This window comes from Blastomonas sp. AAP53 (genome assembly GCF_000331245.1).
Lineage (GTDB): Bacteria > Pseudomonadota > Alphaproteobacteria > Sphingomonadales > Sphingomonadaceae > Blastomonas.
Genome location: NZ_ANFZ01000011.1, coordinates 142,592 through 167,280, shown reverse-complemented (window position 1 = coordinate 167,280; position 24,689 = coordinate 142,592). Strand labels below are relative to the sequence as shown.

The following is a 24,689-nucleotide window of genomic DNA, read 5'->3' as shown; positions in this document are numbered from 1 at the left end:
GGAGCCAGAAAGCGACGCGGCAAGGGTCAGGCAGCGACCTTTTCAGCGCCCACCCGTGCCTTGGCTTTTAGATACTTGTGCATGTGCTCGGCAACATCGCGGCCATCGCGGATCGCCCAGACGACGAGCGAGGCACCGCGCACGATGTCGCCTGCGGCAAACACGCCATCGAGGCTGGTCATCATCGACTTGTGATCGACGCGCAGCGTGCCCCAGCGGTTGACCGACAGGTCATCGCAGCCGAACGCGCCCGGCAAGTCTTCCGGATCAAAGCCCAGAGCCTTGATCACCAGATCGGCGGGAACCGAAAAATCGCTGTCGGGATCGGGCTCGGGCGCGCTGCGGCCCGAGGCATCGGGCGCGCCCAGCCGCATGCGGCTGGCGCGCACGGCGCTGGCATGCGGCGTGCCTTCGACCGCCACGGGGCCCGAGAGCCAGACGAACTCGACGCCCTCTTCCTCGGCGTTGAGCACTTCGCGCTGCGATCCGGGCATGTTGATCCGGTCGCGCCGGTAGAGGCACTTGACCGACGACGCGCCCTGGCGGACGGCGGTGCGGACGCAATCCATCGCGGTATCGCCGCCGCCGATGACGACGACGTTCTTGCCGTGTGCATTGAGCGCGCCGCTATCGAAGGCGGGCACATCATCGCCAAAGCCCTTGCGGTTCGAGGCGACGAGATAATCGAGCGCGGGCACCACGCCATCGGCACCGATGCCGGGAACCTTGATGTCGCGCGCCTTGTACACGCCGGTGGCGATCAGCACCGCGTCGTGCTTGTCGCGCAGCTCTTCCATGCTGGCGTCGCGTCCGACATCGAAGCCGCAATGGAACACGATACCGGCCTCCTCCAGCCGGGCGACGCGGCGCATGACCACATCCTTTTCCAGCTTGAAACCGGGGATGCCATAGGTCAGCAGACCGCCGGCGCGGTCATAGCGATCATAGACGTGCACGTCATAGCCGCCCATGCGCAGATATTCCGCCGCAGTCAGGCCCGCAGGCCCCGCACCGATGATGCCGACCGACTGGCCGCGGGGCTTGCCGACCGCCACCGGTTCGACCCAGCCCTGTTCCCAGGCGGTATCGGTGATGTACTTTTCGACCGAACCGATGGTGACCGCGCCGTGACCCGAAAACTCGATGACGCAATTGCCCTCGCACAGACGGTCCTGCGGGCAGATGCGACCGCAGATCTCGGGCATCGTCGAAGTGAGGTTCGACATCTCGTATGCTTCGCGCAACCGGCCTTCCGCCGTCAGCCGCAGCCAGTCGGGGATGTGGTTGTGCAAGGGGCAGTGCGTCGAGCAATAGGGCACGCCGCATTGCGAGCAGCGCGCGGACTGGGCTTGCGCCGCCTTGCCGTCGAACCGGTCGGAAATCTCGTCGAAATCCTCGGCGCGCGCATCGGCAGCGCGCTTGGGCGGATAGGACTGGCCCAGATCGACGAATTTCAGCATCGCCAGCTTTTCCGCCGCCATTGCCGCTCCGTCGACAAAACCCTGTTCGCGCTGGTGATCAGCCATGCCCCACCTGTTTCCTGCTGCAAGTTGAATGTGCGGCACAGGCAAGCGCCCGCCGCGTCGCACGCAGCATTAAGACATTGCGGCCCGCGAGTCACGCACTTTTGTGATAATAGGTAAGGGTTATTGCCTTTTATATTTGTCCAGCTGGTTAGCACTTGCCCTCTCAGGCCTTTTTAAACCCTCGTAAGGACCGAATCGGACCTATCGGTTGGCCAGCCATACCAGCGCGGCTGCGCCTGCGACGATTCGGTACCAGGCGAAAGGCGCAAAGCCATAGCGGGTGATGACCTTGAGGAAGGCCTTGACCACGACCAGCGCCACGACGAACGAGACGACAAAGCCGATCGCGATGGCGCCGAAGTCGTCGGGGGTTAGCAGGTCGCGGTTCTTGTAGAGCTGCAGCGCCGTGGCACCGGTGAGCGTGGGCAGGGCGAGGAAGAAGCTGAATTCTGCGGCGGTCTTGCGATCCACCCCCATCGCCATCGCGCCGAGGATCGTCGCGCCCGAACGGCTGACGCCCGGGATCATCGCGATGCACTGAACCAGGCCAATGCCGATCGCGGTCTTGAACGGCACGCCTGCCACGCCGCCGGCATCGCTCGTCTTCGCCAGCTTTTCCACGATGAGGATCGCCACGCCGCCGATGATCAGCGCCCAGGCGACGACCACCGCGTTTTCCAGCAGCATGTCGATCTGGTCACCAAACGCGAGGCCCAGCACAACGGCGGGAAAGAACGCGATCAACAGGTTGCGGGTAAACGCGACAGCCGACGGCTCCCACTGCACCAGCCCCTTGAGCACATCCATGAAGGTGCGCCAGTAGAGCACCACGATCGCCAGGATTGCGCCCGGCTGGATTGCGATGTTGAACACCGCCCAGGCCTGCGCATCGAAGCCCAGCAGCTCGGTCGCCAGGATCAGGTGGCCGGTGGAGGAGACCGGCAGAAACTCGGTCAGGCCTTCGACGATTCCCAGCAATATGGGGATGAGATACAGTTCTATCATCGCGCTTTAAGAGCGGCGGCGCACCTCCAAGTCAACCGAATATCGGCCTTTTGCCTCGACCTCCGTCCCCCGCGACAGCGGGCTGTGCGCACAGCCCGCGATCAGGTGCTGACACTGACGATTCGTTATGGCAGCATGACTGCCAATAGATAGGCACTCCAGTGCCATGGGCTCAGGATGGAGGATGACGATGAAACGGATCTGGAAAACAGGCGTGATGGCGCTCGCGCTTGCAACCCCGCTGGCAGCGCAGGCGCAATTGAGCGATGCCGAGCGTGCCGCGATGCTGGCACGACTGCCCGCCGATGACGGCAGCGACCTTGCCGATGCGACGCGCGGCAAGGTGGCCGAAATTCCCGGCGGCCTGATCACGTCGGCCGATGGCAAGACGGTGTGGGACGCAGGCGCGTTTGATTTCCTCAAGGCCGAGACCGCGCCTGCGACCGTCCATCCCTCGCTGTGGCGGCATGCGCGGCTGAACCACATCCACGGCCTGTTCGAGATCGTGCCCGGCAAGGTCTGGCAGGTGCGCGGCTATGACCTTGCCGTGATGACGATCATCTCCGGCAAGACCGGCTGGATCATCGTCGATCCGCTGCTCACCGAAGAGGCCGCTGCCGCCGCGATGCAGCTGGCAGAAGGCAAGATCGGCAAGCGCCCGATCTCTGCCGTGCTGTTCAGCCACAGCCATGCCGACCATTTCGGCGGCGTCGGCGGCATCATCTCTGCCGATGAGGTCAAGCAGCGCAAGGTGCCGATCGTAGCCCCACATGGCTTTGCCGAGGAAGCGGTGAGCGAGAATGTGCTGGCGGGCAACGCGATGACGCGGCGCAGCGCCTATATGTTCGGCACCGCGCTGGCGCCGGGAGCCGAGGGCCGCGTCGACAACGGCCTGGGCACCGGGCTGTCGATCGGCACCACCGGCTATCTCGCCCCCAACATGCTGATCGGACCCAAAGGCGGGCTGAAAGTGATCGACGGGGTGAAGTTCGACTTCATGGATGCCGCCGGCACCGAGGCGCCGGCCGAGTTCCTGTTCTATCTGCCCGATTTCAAGGTGCTGCACACCACCGAGGTGTCGGTGAAGACGCTGCACAACATCCTGACGTTGCGCGGCGCGCAGGTGCGCGATGCACTGCGCTGGTCGAAGATCATCGACAAGGCGCTGGTCAAATGGGGCGGTGAGGCCGATATCCAGATCGCCTCGCACAACTGGCCGACCTGGGGCCAGGCGCGCGTCGCCAGCTATCTGGAAAACCAGCGCGACGCCTATCGCTATGTCCACGACCGCACTTTGGGCCGGGCGAATGCGGGGATGACTCTGCACGAGGTCGCCGAAGGCATCGCCGAACCCTCCGCGCAGCAGCAGGCCTATGCCTCGCGCGGCTATTACGGCACGATCAACCACAACATGAAGGCGACCTATCAGCGCTATTATGGCTGGTGGGATGGGGTGCCCGCCAATTTCAATCCCCTGCCCCCGGTGGCGGCGGGCAAGGGTTATGTCGAGCTGGCAGGCGGCGGCGAGGCGCTGCTCGCGGCGGGCAGAAAGGCGCAAGGTGCGGGCAACCACCGCTGGGCCGCCGAGCTGCTCAACCACCTGGTCTTCGCCGAGCCGAACAATGCCGCCGCCAAGGCCGCGCTTGCCGACAGCTACGAGGCGCTTGGCTTTGCCGCCGAATCGGGCATCTGGCGCAATTACTATCTTGCAGGCGCCGCGACGTTGCGCGGCACGGAGCTGCCCCGCAACGGCGCGAGCACGCAGAGCCGCAGCTTCATCAGCGCCATCCCGACGGCGGAATTCTTCGACGCGCTCGCCACGCGCTTTGCGGCCGAACGATCGGGCAACATGCGAGCAAAGATCAACTTCATCCTGCCCGATACCAGCGAAACTCTGGGCATCATGGTCAATGGCGATGTCGAGATCCCGCGCTATGGCGCGACGCTGGCCGATGCCAACGCCACGGTGACGCTCAACCGCAAGGATTTCGACGCGATCGTGTTGGGCGAAACCGATTTCCCGACGCTGATGAAATCGGGCGCGATGAAAATCGATGGCGATTCGGGGCTGTTCCTGCGCTGGCTGATGCTGCACCCGCCGTTCGACCCGGCGTTCGCGGTGGTCACGCCCTGAGGGTCACTCCGCCCTGAGGGTCACTCCGACGTGAGCGGGCGGGCAAGCAGGGCGGCGACGGCGTCACCTGCGGCAACCTCGCCCGCCAGCAGCGCGCAGACGGTATCGACGATCGGCATCGCGACGCCCCGCGCGCGCGCCACCCGCTGCAGCACCGGCGCGGTGAACGCCCCTTCGGCCACGGTCGCGCGGTCGGCCAGTATGTCAGCGGCCTTGCGCCCCTCGCCCAGCGCCTTGCCGAGCGAGAAGTTGCGCGAGCTCACCGACGAGCAGGTCAGCACCAGATCGCCCAGCCCCGACAGGCCCGACAAGGTTTCCGCCTGCGCGCCGCACGCCAGGCCGAAGCGCGTCATCTCGGCAAAGCCGCGTGCGATCAATGCGGCGCGCGCGTTCTGGCCCAGCCCCAGTCCGTCGACCACGCCGCAGGCGATGGCGAGCACATTCTTGACCGCACCGCCAATCTCCGCGCCGGTAATGTCGGTCGTGAAGTACGGGCGAAACGTGGCGCGCGCGATGCGCGGCGCAATCCGCTCCCATTGCGCGCCTTCCTGACAGGCGAGCGTGACCGCAGTCGGCAGGCCGTTGGCGACCTCATGCGCGAACGTGGGTCCAGACAGCACCGCCAGCGGCCTGCCCGGTGCGGCGGCGCGCGCGGCATCGACCATCAGGTCGCCGCTCGCCTCTTCGATCCCCTTGCAGCACAAAACCAGATCGGCGCTGCCCGGCGGCAGTTGCGCCAGCACCCGGCGCATGTGCTGCGCGGGCGTGACCACCAGCAGCAGCGCGCAATCGGCTAGGTCTGCCAGATCGGTGGTCGCCGTGATACCGGGGTTGAGGTCGATCCCCGCGAGATAGGCGCTGTTGCGGTGGTGGCCGTTGATCTCTTCGACCACGGGTTGTTCGAACGCCCAGAGCGTTACCGCGCTGCCATCGCTCGCCAGCATCTGCGCCAGCGCAGTGCCCCAGGCGCCGCCGCCGATGACGCCGAGCGTGGCACGGGTCGCGCTCATGCCTTCACCCCCGCGCCGCGCGCCGCCTCTGCCGCAGGATCGAGCGGCCAGCGCGGACGCGCTGCGATATCGAGCGGATCGGTGAGCCCCAGAGCAAACCGCTCTGCGCCCGCCCAGCCGATCATCGCGGCATTATCGGTGCACAGCCACAAGGGCGGAGCGACAAAGCCCATGGCATGGCGGCTGGCGAGCGCCTCCAGCGCCGCACGGATCGCGCCATTCGCGGCCACACCGCCTGCGACCACGAGGGTGCGAGGCATTTCACTCTCTTGAGCGGATGCGGAAAGAGCCTTTTCCAGCCGGTCGATCAGGCAATCCACCACTGCCTGCTGAAAGCTCGCAGCGATATCCTCTCGCCGGTAGGTCCCGCTCTGGCTTGCGCGCAGCACCGCGCTCTTCAGCCCGGCGAACGAAAAATGCGGCTCCGCGCTCCCCAGCAGCGGCCTGGGCAGCGGGACCGCCTTGGCATCGCCGGTCTTCGCCAGCGCCTCCACTTTGGGCCCTCCGGGATAGCCCAGCCCCAGGATCTTGGCGGTCTTGTCGAACGCCTCGCCCGCCGCGTCGTCAATGGTCGTCGCCAGCCGCCGATATTGCCCCACGCCGTCAACGCGCAATATCTGGCAGTGCCCGCCCGAGACCAGCAGCAGCAGATAGGGGAATTCGAGACTCGCATCGGCCAGCCGCGGCGAGAGCGCATGGCCTTCGAGATGGTTGACCGCAATGAGCGGCTTGCCCGCCGCCATCGCCAGCGCCTTGGCGGTGACCAGCCCGACCATCACCCCGCCGATCAGCCCCGGCCCCGCCGTCGCCGCGATGGCATCGACATCGTCGAGCGTCAGCTTGGCATCCTTCAGCGCCGCCTCGATCAGCGGCGAGAGGATCTGCACATGCGCGCGCGCCGCGATCTCGGGCACAACGCCGCCATAGGGGCGGTGCGCGTCCTCCTGCCCCGCCAGCCGGTGCGCCAGGATGGTCCGGTCCGACCCGATGAGTGCAGCTGCGCTTTCATCGCAGCTCGATTCGATGCCCAGGATGATTGCCATGGGGCTTTCCCTTATCGCCATACGCCGCTAGCACAAGGTGCATGGCTGATAACACGCACACGATAGCCTCGACCGGCCTGCCCGAGGGGATTTCCGACATACTGGCCGAACGGCCGATCCGGCTGGGCACCCGCGCCTCACCGCTGGCGATGGCGCAGGCACATATGACCGCCGCCGCGCTGCGCGCGCGCTGGGGGCTGACCGATGAACAGGTCGAGCTTTCGCCCGTCGTGGCCAGCGGCGACCGGATCACCGACCGTCCGCTTGCCGATGTCGGCGGCAAGGCGCTGTGGACGCGCGAGCTCGACTGGTCGCTGGGTGGCGGCACGATCGACCTGTCGGTGCATTCGATGAAGGATGTCGAGACGATCCGCCCCGAGGCCTTCGTGCTCGCCGCGATGCTGCCACGCGCTGATGTGCGCGATGTGCTGCTGGGCGCCACCAGCATCGATGCGCTGCCGCACGGCGCGCGCTTCGGAACCAGTTCGCCGCGCCGCGCCGCGCAGATCCGCCAGATCCGGCCCGATGTCGTGCCCGTGCTGTTTCGCGGCAATGTTGCCACGCGCATCGGCAAGCTGCAGAGCGGCGAGGCGGATGCGACCTTGCTTGCCGCCGCCGGGCTCGACCGGCTGGGCGAGACCTTGCCGGGGATAGCCTCGGTGCACCTCGATACTGACCTATGGCTGCCTGCCCCATCGCAGGGCGCGGTGGGCATCGAGGTGCGCAGGGACGATGCGCCGATGCGTGCGCTGATCGCCGGGATCGACGACGCGCCGACATCGGCCTGCGTAATGGCCGAGCGCGCTCTGCTCGAAGCGCTGGGCGGCGATTGCCACTCGGCGATCGCGGCGCTGGCGCGCATTGCGGACCGGACGATCCACCTGCGCGCGGTGCTGTATTCGGAAGACGGCGCTGAGCATGTCGCAGGCGAGATCCGGTTTGAAGCGAGCGATCCGGGCGCCCCTGCGCAGCTCGCCGCCGATCTGCTCGGCAGAGCGCCCGAAACGATCACGCGGCTGTTCAAAGCCGGCTGATGACGCAGCCGCGGATCATCGTGCTGCGCCCCCAGCCGGGAGCAACCGCCACCGCGCAAGCCTTGCGCGCGGCAGGCCATGATCCGCTGATCTGCCCCCTGTTCACCATCGAGCAGGTCGCCTGGTCGCCCGCCGACGCCAATGCCTATGATGCGCTGCTGGTGGGCAGTGCCAATGTGTTTCGCCACGGCGGCCCGGCGCTCGCCGATCTCAAGGGCCTGCCGGTCTATGCCGTGGGCGGCAAGACCGCGCGGATGGCGATGGACCTGGGCTTTCGCGTGCGCGGCCAGGGCCAGGGAGGCCTTGCCGCGCTGCTGCCGATGCTGGCCGAGGATGGACATCTGCACATCCTGCGGCTGGCAGGCGAAGATCATGTCGACCTGCCTGCGACCCCGCTCGCCATCGATACCAGGATCGTCTACCGATCGCGTGCGCTGCCGATGCCCGAGGCGCTGGCAGGGGCGCTGCAAACGCCCGGAATCGTGCTGCTGCATTCGGCGCGCGCGGCGCAGCATTTCGCGCAGCTGGTCGATGCCGCAGGCATCAGCCGCGCGCATATCAGCCTGGCGCTGTTCGCCCCGGCGCTGGTCGATGCAGCGGGCGAGGGCTGGGCTGCGGTCCGCGTGGCCGCAACGACCGACGACCGTGCCTTGCTGGACGCCGCAGCCGCGCTGTGTCAGCATGGCGGGGCAACGCAACAGGCAGCAACGCCGGAGACATGATGAACGTTGATACACGCGAATCGCGCGGGGCCAGCGGCAAAACGCTGCTGATCATGCTAGCGCTGGCCTTTGTCGGCGGAGCGACGCTGTCGGGCTGGCTGATCACGCGTTCGGGCTGGTTCGACGAACCCGCTTCCTCGCCTCAGGCCGCGCTGGACAGCAACGTCATTACCGTCGACCCCGCTACCCCCCCGCCGGGCGCGCCTCCGCCGCAGATGGCGGCCGGGATGCTGGCCGGGCCAGTGCCCAACTCCGCGCTGAACGACCGGGTGGCAGAGCTGGAAAACCGGCTGTCGCTGATCAACGTGCAGGCGCAGGCCGCATCGGGCAATGCCGGGCGTGCCGAAGGGCTGCTGATCGCCTTTGCCGCGCGCCGCGCGCTCGACCGGGCATCGGCGCTGGGCTATCTGGAAGGCCAGTTGCAGCTTCGCTTCGGTGCGGCACAGCCGAATGCGGTGGCAACGATCATCCGCGCCTCCAAAAGCCCGGTGACGATGGACCAGCTGCGCACCCAGCTGGAAGATATCGGCCCGACGATCGTCTCGGGCAGTGCCGATGGCGAGGGGTTCTGGGATACGCTGACCCGCGAGGCGAGCGAGCTGTTCGTCATCGAGCAGGAAGGCACCGTATCGCAGACGCCGACGCAGCGGATGCAGCGCGCCAAGCGCTATCTGGAAGCAGGCCGGGTCGAGGCTGCGCTGGGCGAGATCGAACGGCTGCCGGGCCGCGACAAGGCCGCTGCCTGGGTGGCGAAGGCCCGGTTGTATGCCGAGGCGCGGCGCGCGCTCGACATCATCGAAAGCGCCGCCATCCTCGAACCGCGCGGCCTGCGCGATGCCAATGGCCAGATGATCGGCCAGCCCTCTCCGCTTTCGTCCCAGCCAGGCGCGAACTGAACCGACCTTGAGTCTGATACCCCCGCCGCTGCCGCTCGTCGTGCTGCTGGCCGGCGGCCAGTCGCGGCGGATGGCGGGGCAGGACAAGGCGCTTGCCGATATCGGCGGAGAGCGGATGATCGACCGGGTGCTCGAACGGCTGCACCCACAGGCCGGTGCGGTCATGCTGTCGGCCCCGCACGATTATGCGACCGGGCTCGTCGCCATCGCCGATGGTCCCCTGGGACCCCAGGGGCCGGTCGGCGCTATCCGCGCCATCGCAGCGCAGCTGGCGACAACGATTCCTGCGGGCGGCGATGACCGCTTTGTCACCTGCCCGGTCGATGCGCCGTTCGTGCCGCTCGATCTCGTCGCGCGGCTGACCGCCTCGCCTGTGTCAGCGATGGCCGAGGCGGGCGGCGCGCTGCAACCGGTGTTCGCGCTGTGGCGCGCGCACGCCGTGCTGGCGGCACTACCGGCAGACCGCTGCGGCGAACGCTGGTCGCTGCAACGGCTGGGCGAGGCGGTGGGCGTTGTGCGCATCGCGTTCGACGATCCCGACGCGCTGATGAACGTCAACACGCCGAACGATCTGGCCGAGGCGCAGCGGCGCGCCGCAGGGCAGAAGTGAAACGGCTTGGCGCAGCGGGGTGGACACGATATTCAGCATAGCGAAAGCCGCAGACTGCAAGACGCGGCACTTTGCCACGAGAGGGACTGACCAGTGCGTGGCACAGATGACGTGGCAGGGATGACAGGGGCCCATAAGGCATGGCGGTGAAAGACAAGGGCGGCAAGGCCGGAGCCCAGGGCGGCGCGCGCCTGTGGTTCTGGCGGATCGTCAAGATCGGCGCGGCTGTGTCGGTGTTCGGCATCATCGCGCTGGTTGTCGCGGTGGTCACCGTGATGGGCTCGCTGCCCAGCTTCCAGGACATGAAATCGTCCCCCAACGGCCAGATGATCCTGGTGCGCGCGGCGGACGGCACCGAGATCATGCAGCTGGGCCCCAGCTTCGGCGAATGGCTGGATATCGAGGATATCCCGCAGGTGATGAAGGACGCGATGGTCTCGGTCGAGGACCGGCGCTACCAGTATCACCCCGGCGTAGATCCGATCGGCATCGGTCGCGCGATCTACAACAGCTTTGCAGGCGGTGGCCGCGTGCGCGCGACATCGACGATCACCCAGCAGCTCGCGCGCAACATCTTCCTCACCAACAGCCGCTCGTACACCCGCAAGATTCGCGAAGGCGTGCTCGCGCTGGCGCTCGAACAGAAGTTCAGCAAGGACCAGATTCTCGAGCTGTACCTCAACAAGGTCTATTTCGGCGGCGGCGCCTATGGCGTGGATTCGGCCGCGCGCAAGTTCTTCAACCATGATGGCACCACGCTCTCGCTGGCCGAGGCCGCCATCATCGCCGGGCTGGTCAAGGCGCCCTCGCGCTATTCGCCCACCGCCGACAGCGAGGCCGCCATCGGCCGCGCCGGCGTGGTCCTGATGGTGATGCAGGATGTCGGCACGATCACCCCGGCCCAGGCCGCCGAGGCCAATCTCAAGGGCGTCGAGTTCGCCCCTGAAAAGGCGCAGAATTCGGTGCGCTATTTCACCGACTGGGCGCTGCCGCAGCTCGACACGCTGATCGAGGACAATGGCGAGCCGATCGTGGTGTGGACGACGCTCGACCTCAATATGCAGCGCGCTGGCACCAACGCCATCCAGGCGCATGTGCCCGGCGGCGCGCAAGGCGCGCTGGTCGCGCTCGACCGCGACGGCGCGGTGCGCGCGATGGTCGGCGGCACCGATTACGTCACCTCGAACTATAACCGCGCGACCAGCGCGCTGCGCCAGCCGGGATCGGCCTGGAAGCTGTTCGTCTATCTCGCAGCGCTCGAGGCAGGCTACACCCCCGAGGACATCGTCACCGATGCGCCTGTAACCATCGCCGGCTGGACCCCGCGCAACAGCGGCGGAAGCTATGCCGGCGACATTTCGCTGCGCACCGCCTTTGCCTATTCGAAGAACACCGTCGCCGCGCGCATCGGCGAGGATGTCGGCACCAGCACGATCGCCAACATGGCACGCCGCTTCGGCATCACCACCCCGATCACCACCCTGCCCTCGATGGTGCTGGGATCGTCCGAGGTGCGCGTGATCGACATGGTCCGCGCCTTTGCCGGAGTGAGCGCCGGCGGCGTCGCCATTGCGCCTTATGGCATCACCAAAGTGACGACCAGCAAGGGCGAGCTGCTCTACCAGCACGAGGCGGACATGAGCCAGGTGCTGGTACCGCCCTACGTGACGGCCGGCATGACCGACCTGCTGCAGACTGCGGTGAATGTCGGCACCGGCCGCGCGGCGCAGATCGGCAGGCCGGTTGCGGGCAAGACCGGCACCACCAACAGCAACAAGGATGGCTGGTTCCTGGGCTTTTCCAGCGGCATCACCACCGGCGTTTGGATGGGCCGCGACGATGCCCGCGCCGTGGGCGGACTGCAGGGCGGCACCGCGCCCGCCCGCGCGTTCGCGTCGTTCATGAAGGTGGCGGTCGCCAAGCGCAAGGTCGAGCCGTTCGATACCGAATTGAAGCTGCCCGAATGGCAGCTGGAACCCGATGACGAGGCCTATTTCGGCTCACCCGATGATGTGATCTTCATCGACGAGAACGGCAATCCGGTCGACCAGGGTGCGGGCGGACCTCCGCCGATCGGCCTGCCGCCTGCGGACCCGCAACAGCCCGAACGGCTCGACGAGAATTTCATCGATCGCGCGCTGGGCCGGGACACGCAACCTCAGCGCCCGCAGGTCCGCCAGGCCGAACCCCGCCCGCCGGTGCGCAGACCGCCACCCAATCCCCAGGAACAGCGCTTTGCACCGGGGTTGCGGGACGAAGAACAGAACTGAATCTTAGGGGGACTTCCTGGTCCCCAGCCAGCTACCTCTACCGGGGCGCCAGAGTCGTCTGGGTTAGACGGTATCGCTTGAACTTGCTGCGCCGGTGACTCTGGTGCGTTGAACGGTTTCAACGGCCTCTCGGACTTGTGTAGTTCCGTCGTGATGCGTGATCTTGACCTTGGTTGTGCGGGCTTTTTCAATCACCTCGCCAGCAGCGTTCGTATTTAGCACGACGCGGATTGTCCCTTCCACCTTGTCTTTGGAGCTCTTGGCCAGTGCCTCGTCGAAGGGGATGGGGTGGCCGGTGATTTCGCCAGCAACCACCTCTGATTCCGCCTCGGCGCGATGAAATTTGACTGGGTCGATGACCAGCCGAGCCTCAAACATCTGGTTGCCAGCGCCCGATGTCTTGCGTTCAAGGCGTGCTGGGGCGGAAGCGGCGGAATCGTGGAGTTCCGCGCCTTCAATCGCTTCGATTGATCTGAGTTCATAGGAATCGATCGTCTTGAGCACAGTTTCGGGATCGCATTCGATCTTGAACGCATTCCATGTGAATATCCAACGCCCGCAAACCGTCCGGTCCCAGTTGGCCGAGGTCAGCCAACGATCTAGCCGAGCATTCAACTCGCTACCGTTGATCAGGCGCATTCCGCCCTGCTTGCCAAGAAGACTCTTGCCGGCATGGTCCACTCACGTGCGCGAGCTCCGGCGTCCGCATCGTTTGGCAGATCATATTCAAGCTCGATGCCATCATCGCGCACCGCGATCACTTTTTCGACTATCCTGTCGGTTCCGTTCGAGCTGCCACTATTGCCATTGCTGGACTGCTGGCGCGTCTCGTATCGCTTCGTGATCAGAAACGTGTGGCCTGCAGAAACTTCGATGCTGGAGGCATCTGCAGACGTGGCAAGTCCGGCCGCAAGAATGATGGGCGCGAGGCGGACACGGTTAGACCAACTCATCTGCCGGGCATACACTGCACGCCAACGCCTTGCAATGATGCGGACCGAGGGGCAATGGGCTACCGCGCGTCTGCCTGCTCCGCAGGCGCAAGCTCCTGCGGGGCTGAAGTCAGCCATGTCCGTTCTGTTCGCCGCCCGGCACAGCGCGAAAGCCGCGCCCGGGCGGGAACGCAAACGCGTGCGCTTCGCTCTGTGTGGATACACAATGCGAAAGGAGCACGCGACCATGGGTTTTCTGAAAGACGGCAAATGGCATGACGGATGGGATTATAACGACGACGAGAGCGGCGCGTTCGAGCGCGACGAGAGCGCCTTTCGCAATTGGGTAACGCCCGATGGTGCGCCGGGACCTACCGGCGACGGCGGTTTTGCAGCAGAACCCGGCCGGTATCGGCTTTACATCAGCCTGGCCTGTCCTTGGGCACACCGCGCCAATATTGCGCGACATCTGAAAGGTCTGACCGGCGCGATCGAACTGGTGGTGGTCCACTGGCTGATGCGGGAGGGAGGCTGGTCGTTCCGGGAAGGCGAGTGCGTCACGCCCGATCCGCTGTGCGGCGCAGACAATCTGCATCAGGTCTATACTGTGGCCAAGCCCGACTATTCCGGCCATGTCACCGTACCGGTGCTGTGGGATACCAAGACCGGCACAATCGTGAACAACGAAAGTGCCGATATCCTGCGCATGCTGGGCAGTTCGTTCGATGACTGCGGCGCCAAGGAACTCGATCTGTATCCCGCAGCGTTTCGCAGGGAGATCGATGCTCTGAACGACCGGGTCTACGATGCCGTCAACAACGGCGTATACAGGGCCGGGTTTGGCACGTCGCAAGAGGCGTATGACGAAGCGGTGGTTCCGCTGTTCGCCATGCTGGATGAACTGGAAGAGCGGTTGGTGGGTCACGACTGGCTGGTGGGCGATCAGCTCACCGAAGCCGATATCCGGCTCTGGACGACCCTTATTCGCTTCGATCCGGTCTATCACGGGCATTTCAAATGCAACATCCGCCGGATCGCCGATTATCCCAACCTCTCCGCCTTCACCCGGCGGCTCTATGCGCTGGACGATCTGTCCGAAACGGTGAATTTCGAACACATCCGGCGTCATTATTATGAAAGCCACCGGCACATCAACCCGACCGGCGTCGTGCCTGCAGGACCGGTGCCGCTCGTGCCGGGCCTGACCGTGCAGCAATGACGGCGGTCCTGCACGAACCTCGCGCCAGCCAGGCGTGATCAGGCCTGCGACCCCCAAACGCATTCCGGCCCGGAAGTTCGCACTTCCGGGCCGGATCGTGTGTCAGGTCCTGAGAGGCTGGAAGCTTAGTGCTTCACGCCCGCCCAGACGTTGCGATAGGCCATATAGCCCAGGCCCGTTGCGATGATCAGGAAGATCAGCACGGCCCAGCCGGTCTGGTGGCGCTTTTCCAGCGTGGGCTCTGCGGTCCACACCAGAAACGCCGAAACGTCCTTGGCCATCTGGTCGGTGGTGGCGTTGGTGCCATCCGAATAGGTAACGATGCCATCGCTGCCCAAGGGGTTTGCCATCGCGATGTTCAGGTTCGCGAAGTACGGGTTATAGTTGAGGCCCGGTCCCGGCATCGCATCGGGGAAGCGCTTGGCGAGTTCTGCCGGCGGTTCCTGATAGCCGGTCAGCAGCGAGTACACATAGGGTGCACCGCCATGACGCGCCTTGGTGATCAGCGAAAGATCAGGCGGCAGGGCGTTGTTGTTGGCTGCGCGCGCTGCGGTTTCGTTGGCATGCGGCGAAGGGATGTAGTCGGCGGGCAGCGGCTTGCGCGTCGTCGCCTCTCCGGTAGCCGGATCGATCGACGGGGTCTGCGCGGGCCAGTTGGCAGCAATCGCCTTCACTTCGTCTTCGGTATAGCCCAGTTCCGCCAGGTTGCGGAACGAGACCAGCCGCATCGAGTGGCAGGCCGAGCACACTTCCTTGTACACCTGGAAGCCACGCTGCAGCTGCTGGCGGTCGAACTTGCCCATCGGGCCATCGCTGGCGAGCGACAGTTTCTTGGGTTCGAGGTGGAAGGCGTGCTCCGCCGTTTCCTGCGGCGGCTCGCTGACATAGGCGACTGCGCCTACGCCAAACGAAACGATGAGCCAGCCGCTGAAGAACAGCCCCACCAAAAATGCACCAATGCGAATCATGTCGAATGACTTTCCTTATGGGTTCTGGCGTTACTCGGCGGGCTGCAGCACGGGGCCGCCTGCCATGCCGGAGCTGTCCTTGCCGAGCACGCTTTCGGTGATCGAGTAAGGCAGCGGCTTGGGCTTTTCGATCTTCGAGATGATCGGCAGGATGATCAGGAAGTGGGCGAAATAATAAGCCGAACCCAGCTGGCTGAGCATCACATAGGGTTCTTCAGCCGGTGCACCGCCCAGATAGCCGAGCAGCAGAACGTCTGCGACCAGAATGCCGAAGAAGATCTTGAACAGCGGACGATAGTTGCCCGAACGCACCGGTGAACGGTCCAGCCAGGGCAGGAAGAACAGCAGCAGGATCGAAGCGAACATCGCCAGCACGCCCAGCAGCTTGGCAGGCACGATGAAGAAGTCGAAGGTGAAGGCGCGCAGGATCGCGTAGAACGGCCAGAAGTACCATTCGGGAACGATGTGTGCGGGCGTCGAGAGCGGGTTGGCGGGGATGTAGTTGTCCGCATGGCCCAGGAAGTTCGGCGCGAAGAACAGCACCGAGCAGAACAGGATCAGGAACACGCCCAGGCCGAAGCCGTCCTTGGCGGTGTAATAGGGGTGGAACGGCACGGTGTCCGATTCCGACTTCACTTCCACGCCGGTCGGGTTCGACGAGCCGGGGATGTGCAGCGCCCAGATGTGCAGGATGATGACACCGGCAGTCACGAACGGCAGCAGATAGTGGAGCGAGAAGAAGCGGTTCAGCGCGGCGTTGTCCGGCGCAAATCCGCCCAGCAGCCAAGTCTGGATCGGCTCGCCGACCAGGGGAATGGCGCCGAACAGGCCGGTGATCACCTTGGCACCCCAGAAGCTCATCTGGCCCCAGGGAAGCACATAGCCCATGAAGGCGGTTGCCATCATCAGCAGGAAGATGACCAGGCCGAGCAGCCAGATCATTTCGCGCGGCGCCTTGTACGAGCTGAAATACAGCCCTCGGAAGATGTGGATATAGACGACGATGAAGAAGAAGCTGGCGCCATTGGCATGCGCATAGCGCAGCATCCAGCCCCAGTTCACATCGCGCATGATATGTTCGGTCGAATCAAAGGCGACCAATGCGTTGGGCGCATAGTGCATCGCCATGATGATGCCGGTCACGATCTGCATGACCAGCGCGACCCCGGCGAGAACGCCGAAGTTCCAGAAATAGTTCAGGTTGCGCGGTACGGGATAACCGCCGCCGATAGCCCCGTAGACCAGCCGCGGCAGCGGCAGGCGTTGATCCAGCCATTTGGTCAGATCGGACTTCGGTTCGTAATGCTTGGCCCAGGAAAAGCTCATATTCTATGCTCCTCAACCGATCTTGATGACAGTGTCTGACAGGAATTCATATTCCGGCACGACAAGGTTGGTCGGGGCCGGACCTTTGCGGATCCGTGCAGCGGTATCGTAATGCGAACCGTGGCAGGGGCAGAAATAGCCCCCGAATTCGCCTTTCACTTCGCCCTGTGCCGCACCCAGGGGCACGCAGCCCAGATGGGTGCAGACGCCCAGGGTAACCAGCCAGTTGGTCTTGCCTTCCAGCGTACGTTCAGCCAGCGTCTGCGGATCGCGCAGCGAGCCCACGTCCACCTTGTTGGCAGCGTCGATTTCCGCCGGCGTCAGGTTGCGGATGAACATCGGCTGTTTGCGCCATACGGTCTTGATCGCCTGGCCCGGTTCAACCGCCGACACATCGACTTCGGTCGAGGCCTGCGCCAGAACGTCCTTGCTGGGCGCCATCTGCGTGATGAGCGGGATGAGTACCGTGGCGCCGCCCACGCCCGCGAAGCTGACTGCGGCGATGTTGATGAAATCGCGGCGACGCACGCCATCGGATTCGATCGCTGCAGTGCCATCCTGATTCATCGTGACTTGTTCTGCCATGTCGCTAACCTGACCCTCAAGCTATTGAAAAATAAAAGCTTATTTTAGATTTTGGAAGCGGCATGGCACGGCTTTGCCCCTGGCCCGTCCGCATGATTGCGCGCCTGATAGACGCAAAACCGTCATTTTGCCAACAACGAAATTGGCGCGTCGCAGCATAGTTTTTTCGAATGGCCGCGCAGGCCTCCGGCAAAATTGCCTGTCCATGCCATTGCCCGGGTGACTTGACCGTACGGCGCGCTAAAGCAGCGCCATGCGTATTGCCCTTTATCAGCCCGAAATTGCCGGAAACGTCGGCGCGATCCTGCGCCTTGCCGCCTGCATGGCGGTTCCGGTGGAGATCATCGAACCGTGCGGCTTCGTTTTTGACGACAAGCGCCTCAAACGTGCCGCGATGGATTATGGTGCGCTCGCCGAAATGCGGCGCCATGCCGACTGGGCGGCGTTTCAGGCGTTCGTACAGGAACAGGGCGCGCGGCTGGTGCTGATGAGCTCCAAGGCGACCGAGAGCGTCTATCGCACCGCTTTTGCCGATAATGACATTTTGCTGATGGGGTCGGAAAGTGCCGGCGTTCCGGCGCATGTGCGCGATGCCTGCGACCTTTTGACGACCATTCCGATGGCGCCTGGCGTTCGATCGCTGAACATATCGGTCGCCACCGGGATTGCGCTTGGCGAGGCGCTGCGGCAGACACGATATCTGGGCGAGGCTTGAAGGCCTGCCACCTACAAGGGGAGCATGATGACCGATTGGAGTGAACAGAAGCCTGCCGCAAGGGCCTGGTTCGAAAGCCTGCGCGATGCGATCTGCGCCGAATTCACCGCAATCGAGCGCGAAGCGGGCAGCGATGCGAGCTTCGAATACAGCCCCTGGGAACGGACCGAAGCCGATGGATCGCATGGCGGCGGCGGCGTTCGCGGGCTGATCAAGGGCAAGGTGTTCGAAAAGGCGGGCGTCAACGTGTCGACCGTCGAGGGTCGATTCAGCGAGGAGTTCGCCAAATCGATCAATGGCGCAGGGGAAGACCCGCGCTTCTTTGCAACCGGAATAAGCCTGGTCGCACATATGGCCAATCCGCACGTTCCTGCGGTGCATATGAACACCCGTTTTCTAGTGACCACCAAGGCATGGTTCGGCGGGGGAGCCGATCTCAACCCGCCGCTGCCTTACGATCAAGATACGGACGATTTTCATGCCCGGATGCAGGCGGCATGCGATGCGCATAATCCGGACTATCACGCCAGGTTCAAGAAATGGGCCGACGAGTATTTCTATATCCCGCATCGCGGCGTGCATCGCGGCGTTGGCGGCATTTTCTACGATCATCTCGAGTGCACCGATCAGGCGACATTCGATGCGAATTTCGCTTTTACGCAGGACGTCGGCCGCGCGTTTCTGGACATTTTCCCCGCGCTGGTGCGGCGGCGGATGGGCCAGGAGTTCACTCCGCAAGAAAAGCACCAGCAGCTGGTGTGGCGCGGCCGCTATGCCGAATTCAACCTGATCCACGATCGCGGCACCTTGTTCGGCCTCAAGACCGGCGGCAATATCGACGCCATCCTGATGAGCCTGCCGCCCGAAGCGGTGTGGGAGTAATCGCCCGGTGACGGTGGAGCGGCTCGATCATGTCAACATCATCGCGCAGGATCTGGCCGCCACCGCCGCGTTTTATGCCGAGCTACTCGACCTCGACATTCGCGATGCGCCGCCGCCGCTGACGCCGCAGAACGCGCGATGGGCGTTCGACCGCAATGGTCAGGCGGTGATCCATATCAACAGTGTCGATTGCCCGCGCCGGTTCGACCGCGATGTATCGCCCGGCCCCACCGGGGCGATCCATCATGTCGCATTCCGCTGCCAGGGCTTCGAGGCCATGGAGGCCAAGCTCAAGGCGCGCGGTGCGGACTATTCGGCCAGCGACATCAAAGCGAATGGCCTCAGGCAGATCTTCACGCTGGACCCCGATGGCGTACTGCTGGAGCTCAATTTCTTCGCAGGGTGACGGCGCGCAAATCGTGCCCCCATTGACAGCCGCACGGCTTGCCGCCAATCCGACCGCCCATGGCCAGCGCAATCGCCCCTCACTCTGATGAACGCTTCGGGCTGGACCGCAGGATCACGCTGCTCGGGCCATTGCCGCTCGATTGCGGCGCGGCGCTCGCTCCGGTGCAGATCGCGTACGAGACCTATGGCAGCCTGAACGCCGACAAGAGCAACGCGGTGCTGATCTGCCATGCGCTGACCGGCGACCAGTATGTCGCCTCCACCCACCCGATCACCGGCAAGCCGGGCTGGTGGCAGCGGCTGGTGGGCCAGGGCAAGCCGGTCGATCCGGACCGCGACTTCATCATCTGCGCCAATGTGATCGGCAGCTGCATGGGCTCTTCGGGTCCGGCGACGATCAACCCTGCCACAGGCGAGGCCTGGGGCATGGACTTTCCGGTGCTGTCGATCGCCGACATGGTGCGCGCACAGGCACTTCTGCTCGATTATCTGGGCATCGGCACGCTGGCGGCGGTCATCGGCGGGTCGATGGGCGGCATGCAGGCGCTGAGCTGGCCGGTGCTGTATCCCGACCGGGTGCGCGCCGCGCTGATCATCGCCTCGACCGCGCGGCATTCGGCGCAGAACATCGCGTTTCACGAGGTCGGACGCCAGGCGATCATGGCCGATCCGCGCTGGCGCAAGGGGGCGTATTACGCCGATGGCGAGGTTCCCGCATCGGGCCTGGCCGTCGCGCGCATGGCCGCGCACATCACCTATCTGTCCGAAGCAGGGCTGACCGAGAAATTCGGACGCCGCCTGCAGGACAAGAGCGGGGCAGACTGTGACGGCAGCAGCTTCGGCTTCGATGCCGACTTCCAGATTCAGAGCTATCTGCGTCACCAGGGGATCAGCTTCGTCGACCGGTTCGATGCCAACAGCTATCTGTATATCACCCGCGCGATGGACTATTTCGACCTGGCGCAACCGTATGACGGCGTGCTGGCCAACGCGTTCATGGGCACGAAGACGCGTTTCTGCCTGATCAGCTTCGATACCGACTGGCTGTATCCTACGGCAGAATCCCGCAGGATCGTCCATGCGCTCAATGCCGCAGGCGCCGAAGTCAGCTTTGTCGAACTGTCCTCGCCGTTCGGCCATGACGCCTTTCTGCTGGAATGCCCCGAGATGAACCGCATCGTCGATGGGTTCCTGCGCGCGGGGTCGAACGCTTGACCACGCTGCGCCCCGACCTGCAGATCATTGCCGAAAACGTGTCGCATGGCGCGCGCGTGCTCGATGTCGGCTGCGGCGATGGTGCGTTGATGGCGGCATTGCGCGACGGCCGCCAGGTGCGCGCGCGCGGGCTGGAGCTGAACCCCGGCAATGTCAGCGCCGCCGTGACGCGCGGGCTTTCGGTCATCCAGGGCGATGCCGATACCGATCTTGCCGATTATCCATCGGACAGCGTCGATTACGCGATCCTCAGCCAGACGCTGCAGACGACGCGCGCGCCGCATCTGGTGCTGGAAGAGCTGTTGCGCATCGGGCGGCAGGCGTTTGTCAGCTTTCCGAATTTCGCGCATTGGCGCATCCGCGCGTCGCTGCTGACGCGCGGGCGGATGCCGGTGACCAGGCTGCTGCCTGAAAACTGGTACAACACGCCCAACATCCACCATGTCAGCATCGACGATTTCCGAGACCTGATCGCGCAGCGCGGCTGGACCTGCGATGGCGAATGGTTTCTTTCGGGCGGCAAGCCCACCTCGCGTGGCCTCGCCAATCTGCTGGCCGAGCACGCGGTATTCCTGCTGCGGCGTTGAAAGGCCAACTCATGAGGATCGGTATCATCGGAGCGGGCCTGGCCGGGCTCACGGCGGCGCGGGCGCTGGCTGCAGCGGGGCACACGATCGCGCTGTACGACAAGGCGCGCGGGCCCGGCGGGCGCATGTCGACCCGGCGCGTGGAGACCACGCAGGGCATGGCGTTCTTCGACCATGGCGCGCAGTATTTCAACGTCCGCGATCCGGCGTTCGCGCAGGATGTCGCCCGATGGGAGGCGCTGGGTGCAGCCGCGCGCTGGCCCGCCGCCGGCGACAATGCCTGGGTCGGCACCCCCGGCATGAACGCGATCATCAAGGCGCAGGCGGCCGACCTCGACGTGCGCTGGAATTGCCGGATCGAACACATCGCCCATGACGGCGCAGGCTGGCAGCTGACTTATGCCGATGGCGCAGACAGCTTCGATGCGGTGCTGGTCGCGGTTCCGGCAGAACAAGTCGCGCCGCTGCTGGCGGACATTGCTCCCACCTGGGCCGATTGTGCAGCAGCCACCCTCTCGCAGCCGTGCTGGACGGTGATGGCGGCGTTTGCCGAGCCTGTCGGCCATGGTGCAGACTGCCTGCGGGATACGGGCGCGATCGGCTGGGCTGCGCGCAATAGCGCCAAGCCGGGGCGCAGCGGGCCTGAAAGCTGGGTGATCCAGGGGTCGCCTGCCTGGTCGCAGGCGCATCTGGAAGACGAGGCCGATATGGTGATCGCGGCGCTGATGGAAGCACTGGAAACCGCCATCGGATCGGCACTGCCGCCAACGCTTGTCGTGCAGGCGCATCGCTGGCGCTATGCGCTGTCGGGCGCGGCGGGGCAGTCGGTGATGTGGGATTCAGAGGCGAAACTCGGGGTGTGCGGTGACTGGCTCATCGGGCCCCGGATCGAGAGCGCCTGGGCCTCTGGCCGGGCGCTCGCGGCAGCGATTGTCGAGCGTTGATCAGACAATCGTGCCTGGGGCAACGCTGGCGGCGATGAACAACGCCGAGGTCATGATGGCAAGAGCGGCGGCACCGATCTGGCTGTAGAGCTGGACGAACATGGTCTTGTCTTTCTGGATGCTCGGGGTTGGAGAGTGCAGCGATCAGACGATCACGCCGGGCAGGACACTGGCGGCGACCAGAACGATCGACGAGATGGCGGCGAGTGCGGAAGCTACGAAGTTCATGTCTTGGGTCCTTTGTTGAATCAGTGGCTGGAAATGGATGAGCGGTGGATCAGACGATGATGCCGGGAACGACGCTGGTGGCGATCACGATGACCGAGCAGACGGTGGCGAGGGCGGTGGCGAGAATGTTCATGATGGTGGTCCTTTCGAATTGGGGTTGGTTGGGCTGGGCGTGATCAGACGATCGTGCCGGGAGCGACGCTGGCAGCGATGAAGACGCTGGAGGTCAGGATGGCGAGAGCGGCGGCGAAGAGCTGGCTCTGAACGTTCGAGAACATGGTCATGGCAGGGTCCTTTCAAGTGTTTCTGTTAGTTCCGAACCGTGTGTCCGGAGATGCCAGAAGCACTGCACAGGGCGTGCCAATTTGAAAAAACGCTTATTTTCAGTAGCTTGCATTGTTGGGGCGCAAACACCCATATGAACAGATGCTGACTATTGGGAAAATATCCCATTAATCAGCATCCGTACTTCGCAGGTGAGACCTTCAGGTCAGTTGGGGAGGGGCACGATTCCCGTCGCTTCGACTTCAGCCAACATGCGGCGTGTGAAAAACGGCGAAATGGTGAAGCTTTCCAGCACGTCTACCGGAGCAGTACCGGGCTGTGCACCGACCGCCTGCTCCAGCGCCCGCCAGGTCTGGCGCGCCTCGCCCAGGCGGCCGTTGGCACCAAACGCCAGGGCCTTGGCGAGCAGGAAATTGGGCTGCAGGTCAAGTTCGGGCGAATCCGCCCGCTGCGCGAGGTCCAGCGCTTCCTTGGGCTTCCCGTTGATCACCCGGGCAATCACGAGCGATGCGGTCTGATAGCCACCGGGTTGTTCGTTGAGCTCCCGCGCCCGTTCCAGCACCGGTTCTGCACCGGCATAATCGCCACACGACAACAGGAACGTGCCCGCCAGCCCCAGTGTGTCGGGTTCCAGCGGATTGCTCTCCACCGCGCGGCGCGAAAAGGCGAGCGACCGGGGGCAATTGCCGCGCACCAGCGCCGAGCGCGCGACAGCGATCTGGGCCAGCGAGGACTTGCTGTCGAACTCCAGCGCCGCCTCCGCCAGTTCGCGTCCACGTTGCGTCGCCACCAGCGGCGCCCGTCGTCCGCGTTCGGGATTGGACAGTTCCATATACGACAGCGCCTGCAGCAGCAGCGGCTCGTTGGGATACATCTTCAGCGAGCGGGCGAGGCACTGCCGCAGCGCCGGGCGTCTTTCGGCTTCGCGACGCTGCCGAAAGCCGTCGTAATGGATCAGGCAGGGATAGCCGGCCGACATGTCCTGCCCGATCAGCTTGCGCTGATGCTGCACGATGACCCCGCCGGAGCGGGCGATGATGGAGATGCCGTTGCCGATCGCCTGCTCGATATCGGGCGCCGCGATGTTGCTGCCGCTCTGGGCGATCTCGTAGGACCATAATGTGGTGCCACTACCGATATGGCGAAGCGTCATGTAGATGGGCCCGCCTGGCCGCTCGCCGTCGCGGCGACCACCGCGCACCAGCAACTGATATTCGCGCGGACCATTGCCATTTTCGATGTCATTGTGCCCGCCGGTGCTGACAGCCAGCATCTCGAACCGCTGCAGATGCATTTCGGCCATCTGCGCGGCCGTGTTTAGATCGTCACTGCCCCCCGCAGGATCGGTGATGATGCTCACATGCGCCAGTTGCGTCCGCATGTCGCGCCGCGCGGCCTCTTCGCTGGAATTCGATGCCAAGAATTGCCAGAGTACATAGGCAAGGCCAAGCAGCACCAGCACGCCCGCTGCCCCGATGATCCACCCACGACTGCCCGCCATGGGCGGCACCGCGCCGGCTGCTGGGCCGGACGCAGACAGGCCGGGTGCGGGAAGTTGAGCCCGTTGTGCAGGATCGTTGCCAGTGTCGGTGTCAGCGCGCGGCGGCTGCTGCGATGCATCCGAATGCGCAGCCACGTCAACGGCCGCAACCGGCTCGCTGGCAAGGGCTTCAAGCGTGACGTTGTAATGGCCGACGGGAATGACGATCCGCTGGCGACCCGATGCCTGTTCCGGTGACAGTCCGGCATAATGCAGGTCGAGCATCTTGCGCAGGCGCCCGACCTGAACGCGGGGATAGCTGTCGCTTTGGGGATCGAAGCTGTCATCACGACCCAGACCCTCGACCGCGATCTGATAGGCCTTCAGCCGATCGCCGTTCCCCGCCAGCGTCTGCTCGACCAGATATTCGAGCAACCGCCGCAGCACGGGTGAACGAACGAATTCCGGCGATACCATCACCAGGGCGAGTTCGTCATGCAATGCGCTTCTATCGGGTGGCGCGCTCACCTGGTTCAAATCCCTTCAGGGTTGGCTGCTCGTAGACAGCAACGGATGAAGCGCCCGGAACCGTTATCCTATCCGTCTGTGATATGTATAAAGATATAGACACCAATGTAACATTGCAATCAAACGTGACATGAAAA

At 64.6% G+C, this 24,689-nt stretch carries 24 protein-coding genes; 14 read left to right on the top strand and 10 right to left on the bottom strand.

Annotated elements, in window-relative coordinates; translation table 11 throughout:
* Positions 1–26: 26 nt before the first annotated feature.
* Both D618_RS0112040 and D618_RS0112035 read right to left on the bottom strand, forming a co-directional pair.
* Positions 27–1,481, bottom strand: a complete 1,455-nt coding sequence (locus D618_RS0112040) for an NAD(P)-dependent oxidoreductase (protein WP_026091611.1) — start codon at positions 1,479–1,481, stop codon at positions 27–29.
* 246 nt (positions 1,482–1,727) lie between these two features.
* Positions 1,728–2,531, bottom strand: a complete 804-nt coding sequence (locus D618_RS0112035; RefSeq protein ID WP_017671774.1) for an undecaprenyl-diphosphate phosphatase — start codon at positions 2,529–2,531, stop codon at positions 1,728–1,730.
* 190 nt (positions 2,532–2,721) lie between these two features.
* On the opposite strand from D618_RS0112035, the gene D618_RS0112030 reads away from it, so the two are divergent.
* Positions 2,722–4,665 (top strand): alkyl sulfatase dimerization domain-containing protein, encoded by a 1,944-nt coding sequence (locus D618_RS0112030; RefSeq protein ID WP_152414686.1) that lies wholly within the window; start codon positions 2,722–2,724, stop codon positions 4,663–4,665.
* Positions 4,666–4,685: 20 nt separating this feature from the next.
* On the opposite strand, the gene D618_RS0112025 is transcribed toward D618_RS0112030, so the two are convergent.
* Together D618_RS0112025 and tsaD are read right to left on the bottom strand one after the other, a co-directional pair.
* On the bottom strand, positions 4,686–5,675 hold the full coding sequence (locus D618_RS0112025; RefSeq protein WP_017671772.1) for an NAD(P)H-dependent glycerol-3-phosphate dehydrogenase: 990 nt from the start codon (positions 5,673–5,675) through the stop codon (positions 4,686–4,688).
* The gene (tsaD, locus tag D618_RS0112020) at positions 5,672–6,718 is read right to left on the bottom strand and encodes a tRNA (adenosine(37)-N6)-threonylcarbamoyltransferase complex transferase subunit TsaD (protein WP_017671771.1); all 1,047 of its coding nucleotides are present in this window, start codon (positions 6,716–6,718) and stop codon (positions 5,672–5,674) included. The genes D618_RS0112025 and tsaD overlap by 4 nt, the downstream gene beginning before the upstream one ends.
* A 41-nt stretch (positions 6,719–6,759) precedes the next feature.
* Between tsaD and hemC the strand changes: the two genes are divergently transcribed.
* From hemC to D618_RS0111995, 5 genes are all read left to right on the top strand, one after another.
* Entirely contained in the window at positions 6,760–7,752 is a 993-nt protein-coding gene (hemC, locus tag D618_RS0112015; RefSeq protein ID WP_017671770.1) for a hydroxymethylbilane synthase, read from the top strand.
* Complete coding sequence (locus D618_RS0112010) at positions 7,752–8,474, top strand: uroporphyrinogen-III synthase (RefSeq protein ID WP_017671769.1); 723 nt, start codon at positions 7,752–7,754, stop codon at positions 8,472–8,474. Before hemC ends, D618_RS0112010 begins: the two co-directional genes overlap by 1 nt.
* Positions 8,474–9,370, top strand: coding sequence for a hypothetical protein (locus D618_RS0112005; RefSeq protein WP_152414684.1), 897 nt, complete (start codon positions 8,474–8,476; stop codon positions 9,368–9,370). Before D618_RS0112010 ends, D618_RS0112005 begins: the two co-directional genes overlap by 1 nt.
* Before the next feature lie 7 nt (positions 9,371–9,377).
* Positions 9,378–9,980, top strand: coding sequence for an NTP transferase domain-containing protein (locus D618_RS18275; RefSeq protein ID WP_017671767.1), 603 nt, complete (start codon positions 9,378–9,380; stop codon positions 9,978–9,980).
* Between the two features lie 140 nt (positions 9,981–10,120).
* Positions 10,121–12,250, top strand: coding sequence for a PBP1A family penicillin-binding protein (locus tag D618_RS0111995; protein ID WP_017671766.1), 2,130 nt, complete (start codon positions 10,121–10,123; stop codon positions 12,248–12,250).
* 63 nt (positions 12,251–12,313) lie between these two features.
* Here D618_RS0111995 and D618_RS18270 read toward each other — a convergent pair whose 3' ends face one another.
* Together D618_RS18270 and D618_RS19060 are read right to left on the bottom strand one after the other, a co-directional pair.
* Positions 12,314–12,889, bottom strand: a complete 576-nt coding sequence (locus D618_RS18270) for a hypothetical protein (protein ID WP_017671765.1) — start codon at positions 12,887–12,889, stop codon at positions 12,314–12,316.
* Complete coding sequence (locus D618_RS19060) at positions 12,880–13,203, bottom strand: hypothetical protein (protein ID WP_017671764.1); 324 nt, start codon at positions 13,201–13,203, stop codon at positions 12,880–12,882. The genes D618_RS18270 and D618_RS19060 overlap by 10 nt, the downstream gene beginning before the upstream one ends.
* A 226-nt stretch (positions 13,204–13,429) precedes the next feature.
* Between D618_RS19060 and D618_RS0111980 the strand changes: the two genes are divergently transcribed.
* The gene (locus tag D618_RS0111980; RefSeq protein ID WP_040370681.1) at positions 13,430–14,401 is read left to right on the top strand and encodes a glutathione S-transferase family protein; all 972 of its coding nucleotides are present in this window, start codon (positions 13,430–13,432) and stop codon (positions 14,399–14,401) included.
* Between the two features lie 125 nt (positions 14,402–14,526).
* Here the strand turns inward: D618_RS0111980 and D618_RS0111975 are convergent, their stop codons facing one another.
* Genes D618_RS0111975 through petA form a run of 3 tightly spaced genes read right to left on the bottom strand, consistent with a single transcriptional unit; the run spans position 14,527 to position 17,280 of the window.
* Positions 14,527–15,369: a cytochrome c1 gene (locus D618_RS0111975; RefSeq protein ID WP_017671762.1), complete on the bottom strand. Its 843-nt coding sequence runs from the start codon at positions 15,367–15,369 to the stop codon at positions 14,527–14,529.
* Positions 15,370–15,399: 30 nt separating this feature from the next.
* Positions 15,400–16,695: a cytochrome b/b6 gene (locus D618_RS0111970; RefSeq protein WP_017671761.1), complete on the bottom strand. Its 1,296-nt coding sequence runs from the start codon at positions 16,693–16,695 to the stop codon at positions 15,400–15,402.
* A 12-nt stretch (positions 16,696–16,707) separates the two neighbouring features.
* Complete coding sequence (petA, locus tag D618_RS0111965) at positions 16,708–17,280, bottom strand: ubiquinol-cytochrome c reductase iron-sulfur subunit (RefSeq protein WP_017671760.1); 573 nt, start codon at positions 17,278–17,280, stop codon at positions 16,708–16,710.
* 253 nt (positions 17,281–17,533) lie between these two features.
* Between petA and D618_RS0111960 the strand changes: the two genes are divergently transcribed.
* The 7 genes from D618_RS0111960 (at position 17,534) to D618_RS20125 (ending at position 22,435) form a co-directional block, all read left to right on the top strand.
* Positions 17,534–17,995 (top strand): tRNA (cytidine(34)-2'-O)-methyltransferase, encoded by a 462-nt coding sequence (locus D618_RS0111960; protein ID WP_017671759.1) that lies wholly within the window; start codon positions 17,534–17,536, stop codon positions 17,993–17,995.
* Positions 17,996–18,022: 27 nt separating this feature from the next.
* Positions 18,023–18,877, top strand: coding sequence for an oxygen-dependent coproporphyrinogen oxidase (gene hemF / locus D618_RS0111955; protein WP_026091608.1), 855 nt, complete (start codon positions 18,023–18,025; stop codon positions 18,875–18,877).
* A 7-nt stretch (positions 18,878–18,884) separates the two neighbouring features.
* Positions 18,885–19,283 carry a VOC family protein gene (locus tag D618_RS0111950; protein ID WP_017671757.1) on the top strand — a complete coding sequence of 133 codons (399 nt, stop codon included), beginning with the start codon at positions 18,885–18,887 and terminating at the stop codon, positions 19,281–19,283.
* A gap of 59 nt (positions 19,284–19,342) precedes the next feature.
* Complete coding sequence (locus tag D618_RS0111945) at positions 19,343–20,500, top strand: homoserine O-acetyltransferase (RefSeq protein WP_017671756.1); 1,158 nt, start codon at positions 19,343–19,345, stop codon at positions 20,498–20,500.
* Positions 20,443–21,087: a methionine biosynthesis protein MetW gene (metW, locus tag D618_RS0111940; RefSeq protein WP_081590501.1), complete on the top strand. Its 645-nt coding sequence runs from the start codon at positions 20,443–20,445 to the stop codon at positions 21,085–21,087. Before D618_RS0111945 ends, metW begins: the two co-directional genes overlap by 58 nt.
* Positions 21,088–21,098: 11 nt before the next feature.
* Positions 21,099–22,031 (top strand): NAD/FAD-dependent oxidoreductase, encoded by a 933-nt coding sequence (locus D618_RS0111935; RefSeq protein ID WP_017671754.1) that lies wholly within the window; start codon positions 21,099–21,101, stop codon positions 22,029–22,031.
* Between the two features lie 272 nt (positions 22,032–22,303).
* A complete protein-coding gene (locus D618_RS20125) occupies positions 22,304–22,435 on the top strand; it encodes a hypothetical protein (RefSeq protein ID WP_017671751.1) in 132 nt (43 codons plus the stop codon).
* Positions 22,436–22,749: 314 nt separating this feature from the next.
* On the opposite strand, the gene D618_RS0111910 is transcribed toward D618_RS20125, so the two are convergent.
* Positions 22,750–24,525: a hypothetical protein gene (locus D618_RS0111910; protein WP_017671749.1), complete on the bottom strand. Its 1,776-nt coding sequence runs from the start codon at positions 24,523–24,525 to the stop codon at positions 22,750–22,752.
* Positions 24,526–24,689: the final 164 nt, after the last annotated feature.

Excerpts from the sequence above, each read along its gene's own strand:
- D618_RS0111970 (WP_017671761.1), bottom strand. The coding sequence starts at position 16,695 with ATGAGCTTTTCCTGGGCCAAGCATTACGAACCGAAGTCCGATCTGACC.
- D618_RS19060 (WP_017671764.1), bottom strand. The coding sequence starts at position 13,203 with ATGAGTTGGTCTAACCGTGTCCGCCTCGCGCCCATCATTCTTGCGGCC.
- D618_RS0112040 (WP_026091611.1), bottom strand. The coding sequence starts at position 1,481 with ATGGCGGCGGAAAAGCTGGCGATGCTGAAATTCGTCGATCTGGGCCAG.
- petA (WP_017671760.1), bottom strand. The coding sequence starts at position 17,280 with ATGGCAGAACAAGTCACGATGAATCAGGATGGCACTGCAGCGATCGAA.
- hemF (WP_026091608.1), top strand. The coding sequence starts at position 18,023 with ATGACCGATTGGAGTGAACAGAAGCCTGCCGCAAGGGCCTGGTTCGAA.
- D618_RS0112025 (WP_017671772.1), bottom strand. The coding sequence starts at position 5,675 with ATGAGCGCGACCCGTGCCACGCTCGGCGTCATCGGCGGCGGCGCCTGG.
- D618_RS18270 (WP_017671765.1), bottom strand. The coding sequence starts at position 12,889 with ATGCGCCTGATCAACGGTAGCGAGTTGAATGCTCGGCTAGATCGTTGG.
- D618_RS0112035 (WP_017671774.1), bottom strand. The coding sequence starts at position 2,531 with ATGATAGAACTGTATCTCATCCCCATATTGCTGGGAATCGTCGAAGGC.
- D618_RS0111935 (WP_017671754.1), top strand. The coding sequence starts at position 21,099 with ATGAGGATCGGTATCATCGGAGCGGGCCTGGCCGGGCTCACGGCGGCG.
- D618_RS0112005 (WP_152414684.1), top strand. The coding sequence starts at position 8,474 with ATGAACGTTGATACACGCGAATCGCGCGGGGCCAGCGGCAAAACGCTG.
- D618_RS0111975 (WP_017671762.1), bottom strand. The coding sequence starts at position 15,369 with ATGATTCGCATTGGTGCATTTTTGGTGGGGCTGTTCTTCAGCGGCTGG.
- D618_RS0111945 (WP_017671756.1), top strand. The coding sequence starts at position 19,343 with ATGGCCAGCGCAATCGCCCCTCACTCTGATGAACGCTTCGGGCTGGAC.
- D618_RS0111960 (WP_017671759.1), top strand. The coding sequence starts at position 17,534 with ATGCGTATTGCCCTTTATCAGCCCGAAATTGCCGGAAACGTCGGCGCG.
- D618_RS0111980 (WP_040370681.1), top strand. The coding sequence starts at position 13,430 with ATGGGTTTTCTGAAAGACGGCAAATGGCATGACGGATGGGATTATAAC.
- tsaD (WP_017671771.1), bottom strand. The coding sequence starts at position 6,718 with ATGGCAATCATCCTGGGCATCGAATCGAGCTGCGATGAAAGCGCAGCT.
- hemC (WP_017671770.1), top strand. The coding sequence starts at position 6,760 with ATGGCTGATAACACGCACACGATAGCCTCGACCGGCCTGCCCGAGGGG.
- D618_RS0111995 (WP_017671766.1), top strand. The coding sequence starts at position 10,121 with ATGGCGGTGAAAGACAAGGGCGGCAAGGCCGGAGCCCAGGGCGGCGCG.
- D618_RS0112030 (WP_152414686.1), top strand. The coding sequence starts at position 2,722 with ATGAAACGGATCTGGAAAACAGGCGTGATGGCGCTCGCGCTTGCAACC.
- metW (WP_081590501.1), top strand. The coding sequence starts at position 20,443 with ATGCCCCGAGATGAACCGCATCGTCGATGGGTTCCTGCGCGCGGGGTC.
- D618_RS0112010 (WP_017671769.1), top strand. The coding sequence starts at position 7,752 with ATGACGCAGCCGCGGATCATCGTGCTGCGCCCCCAGCCGGGAGCAACC.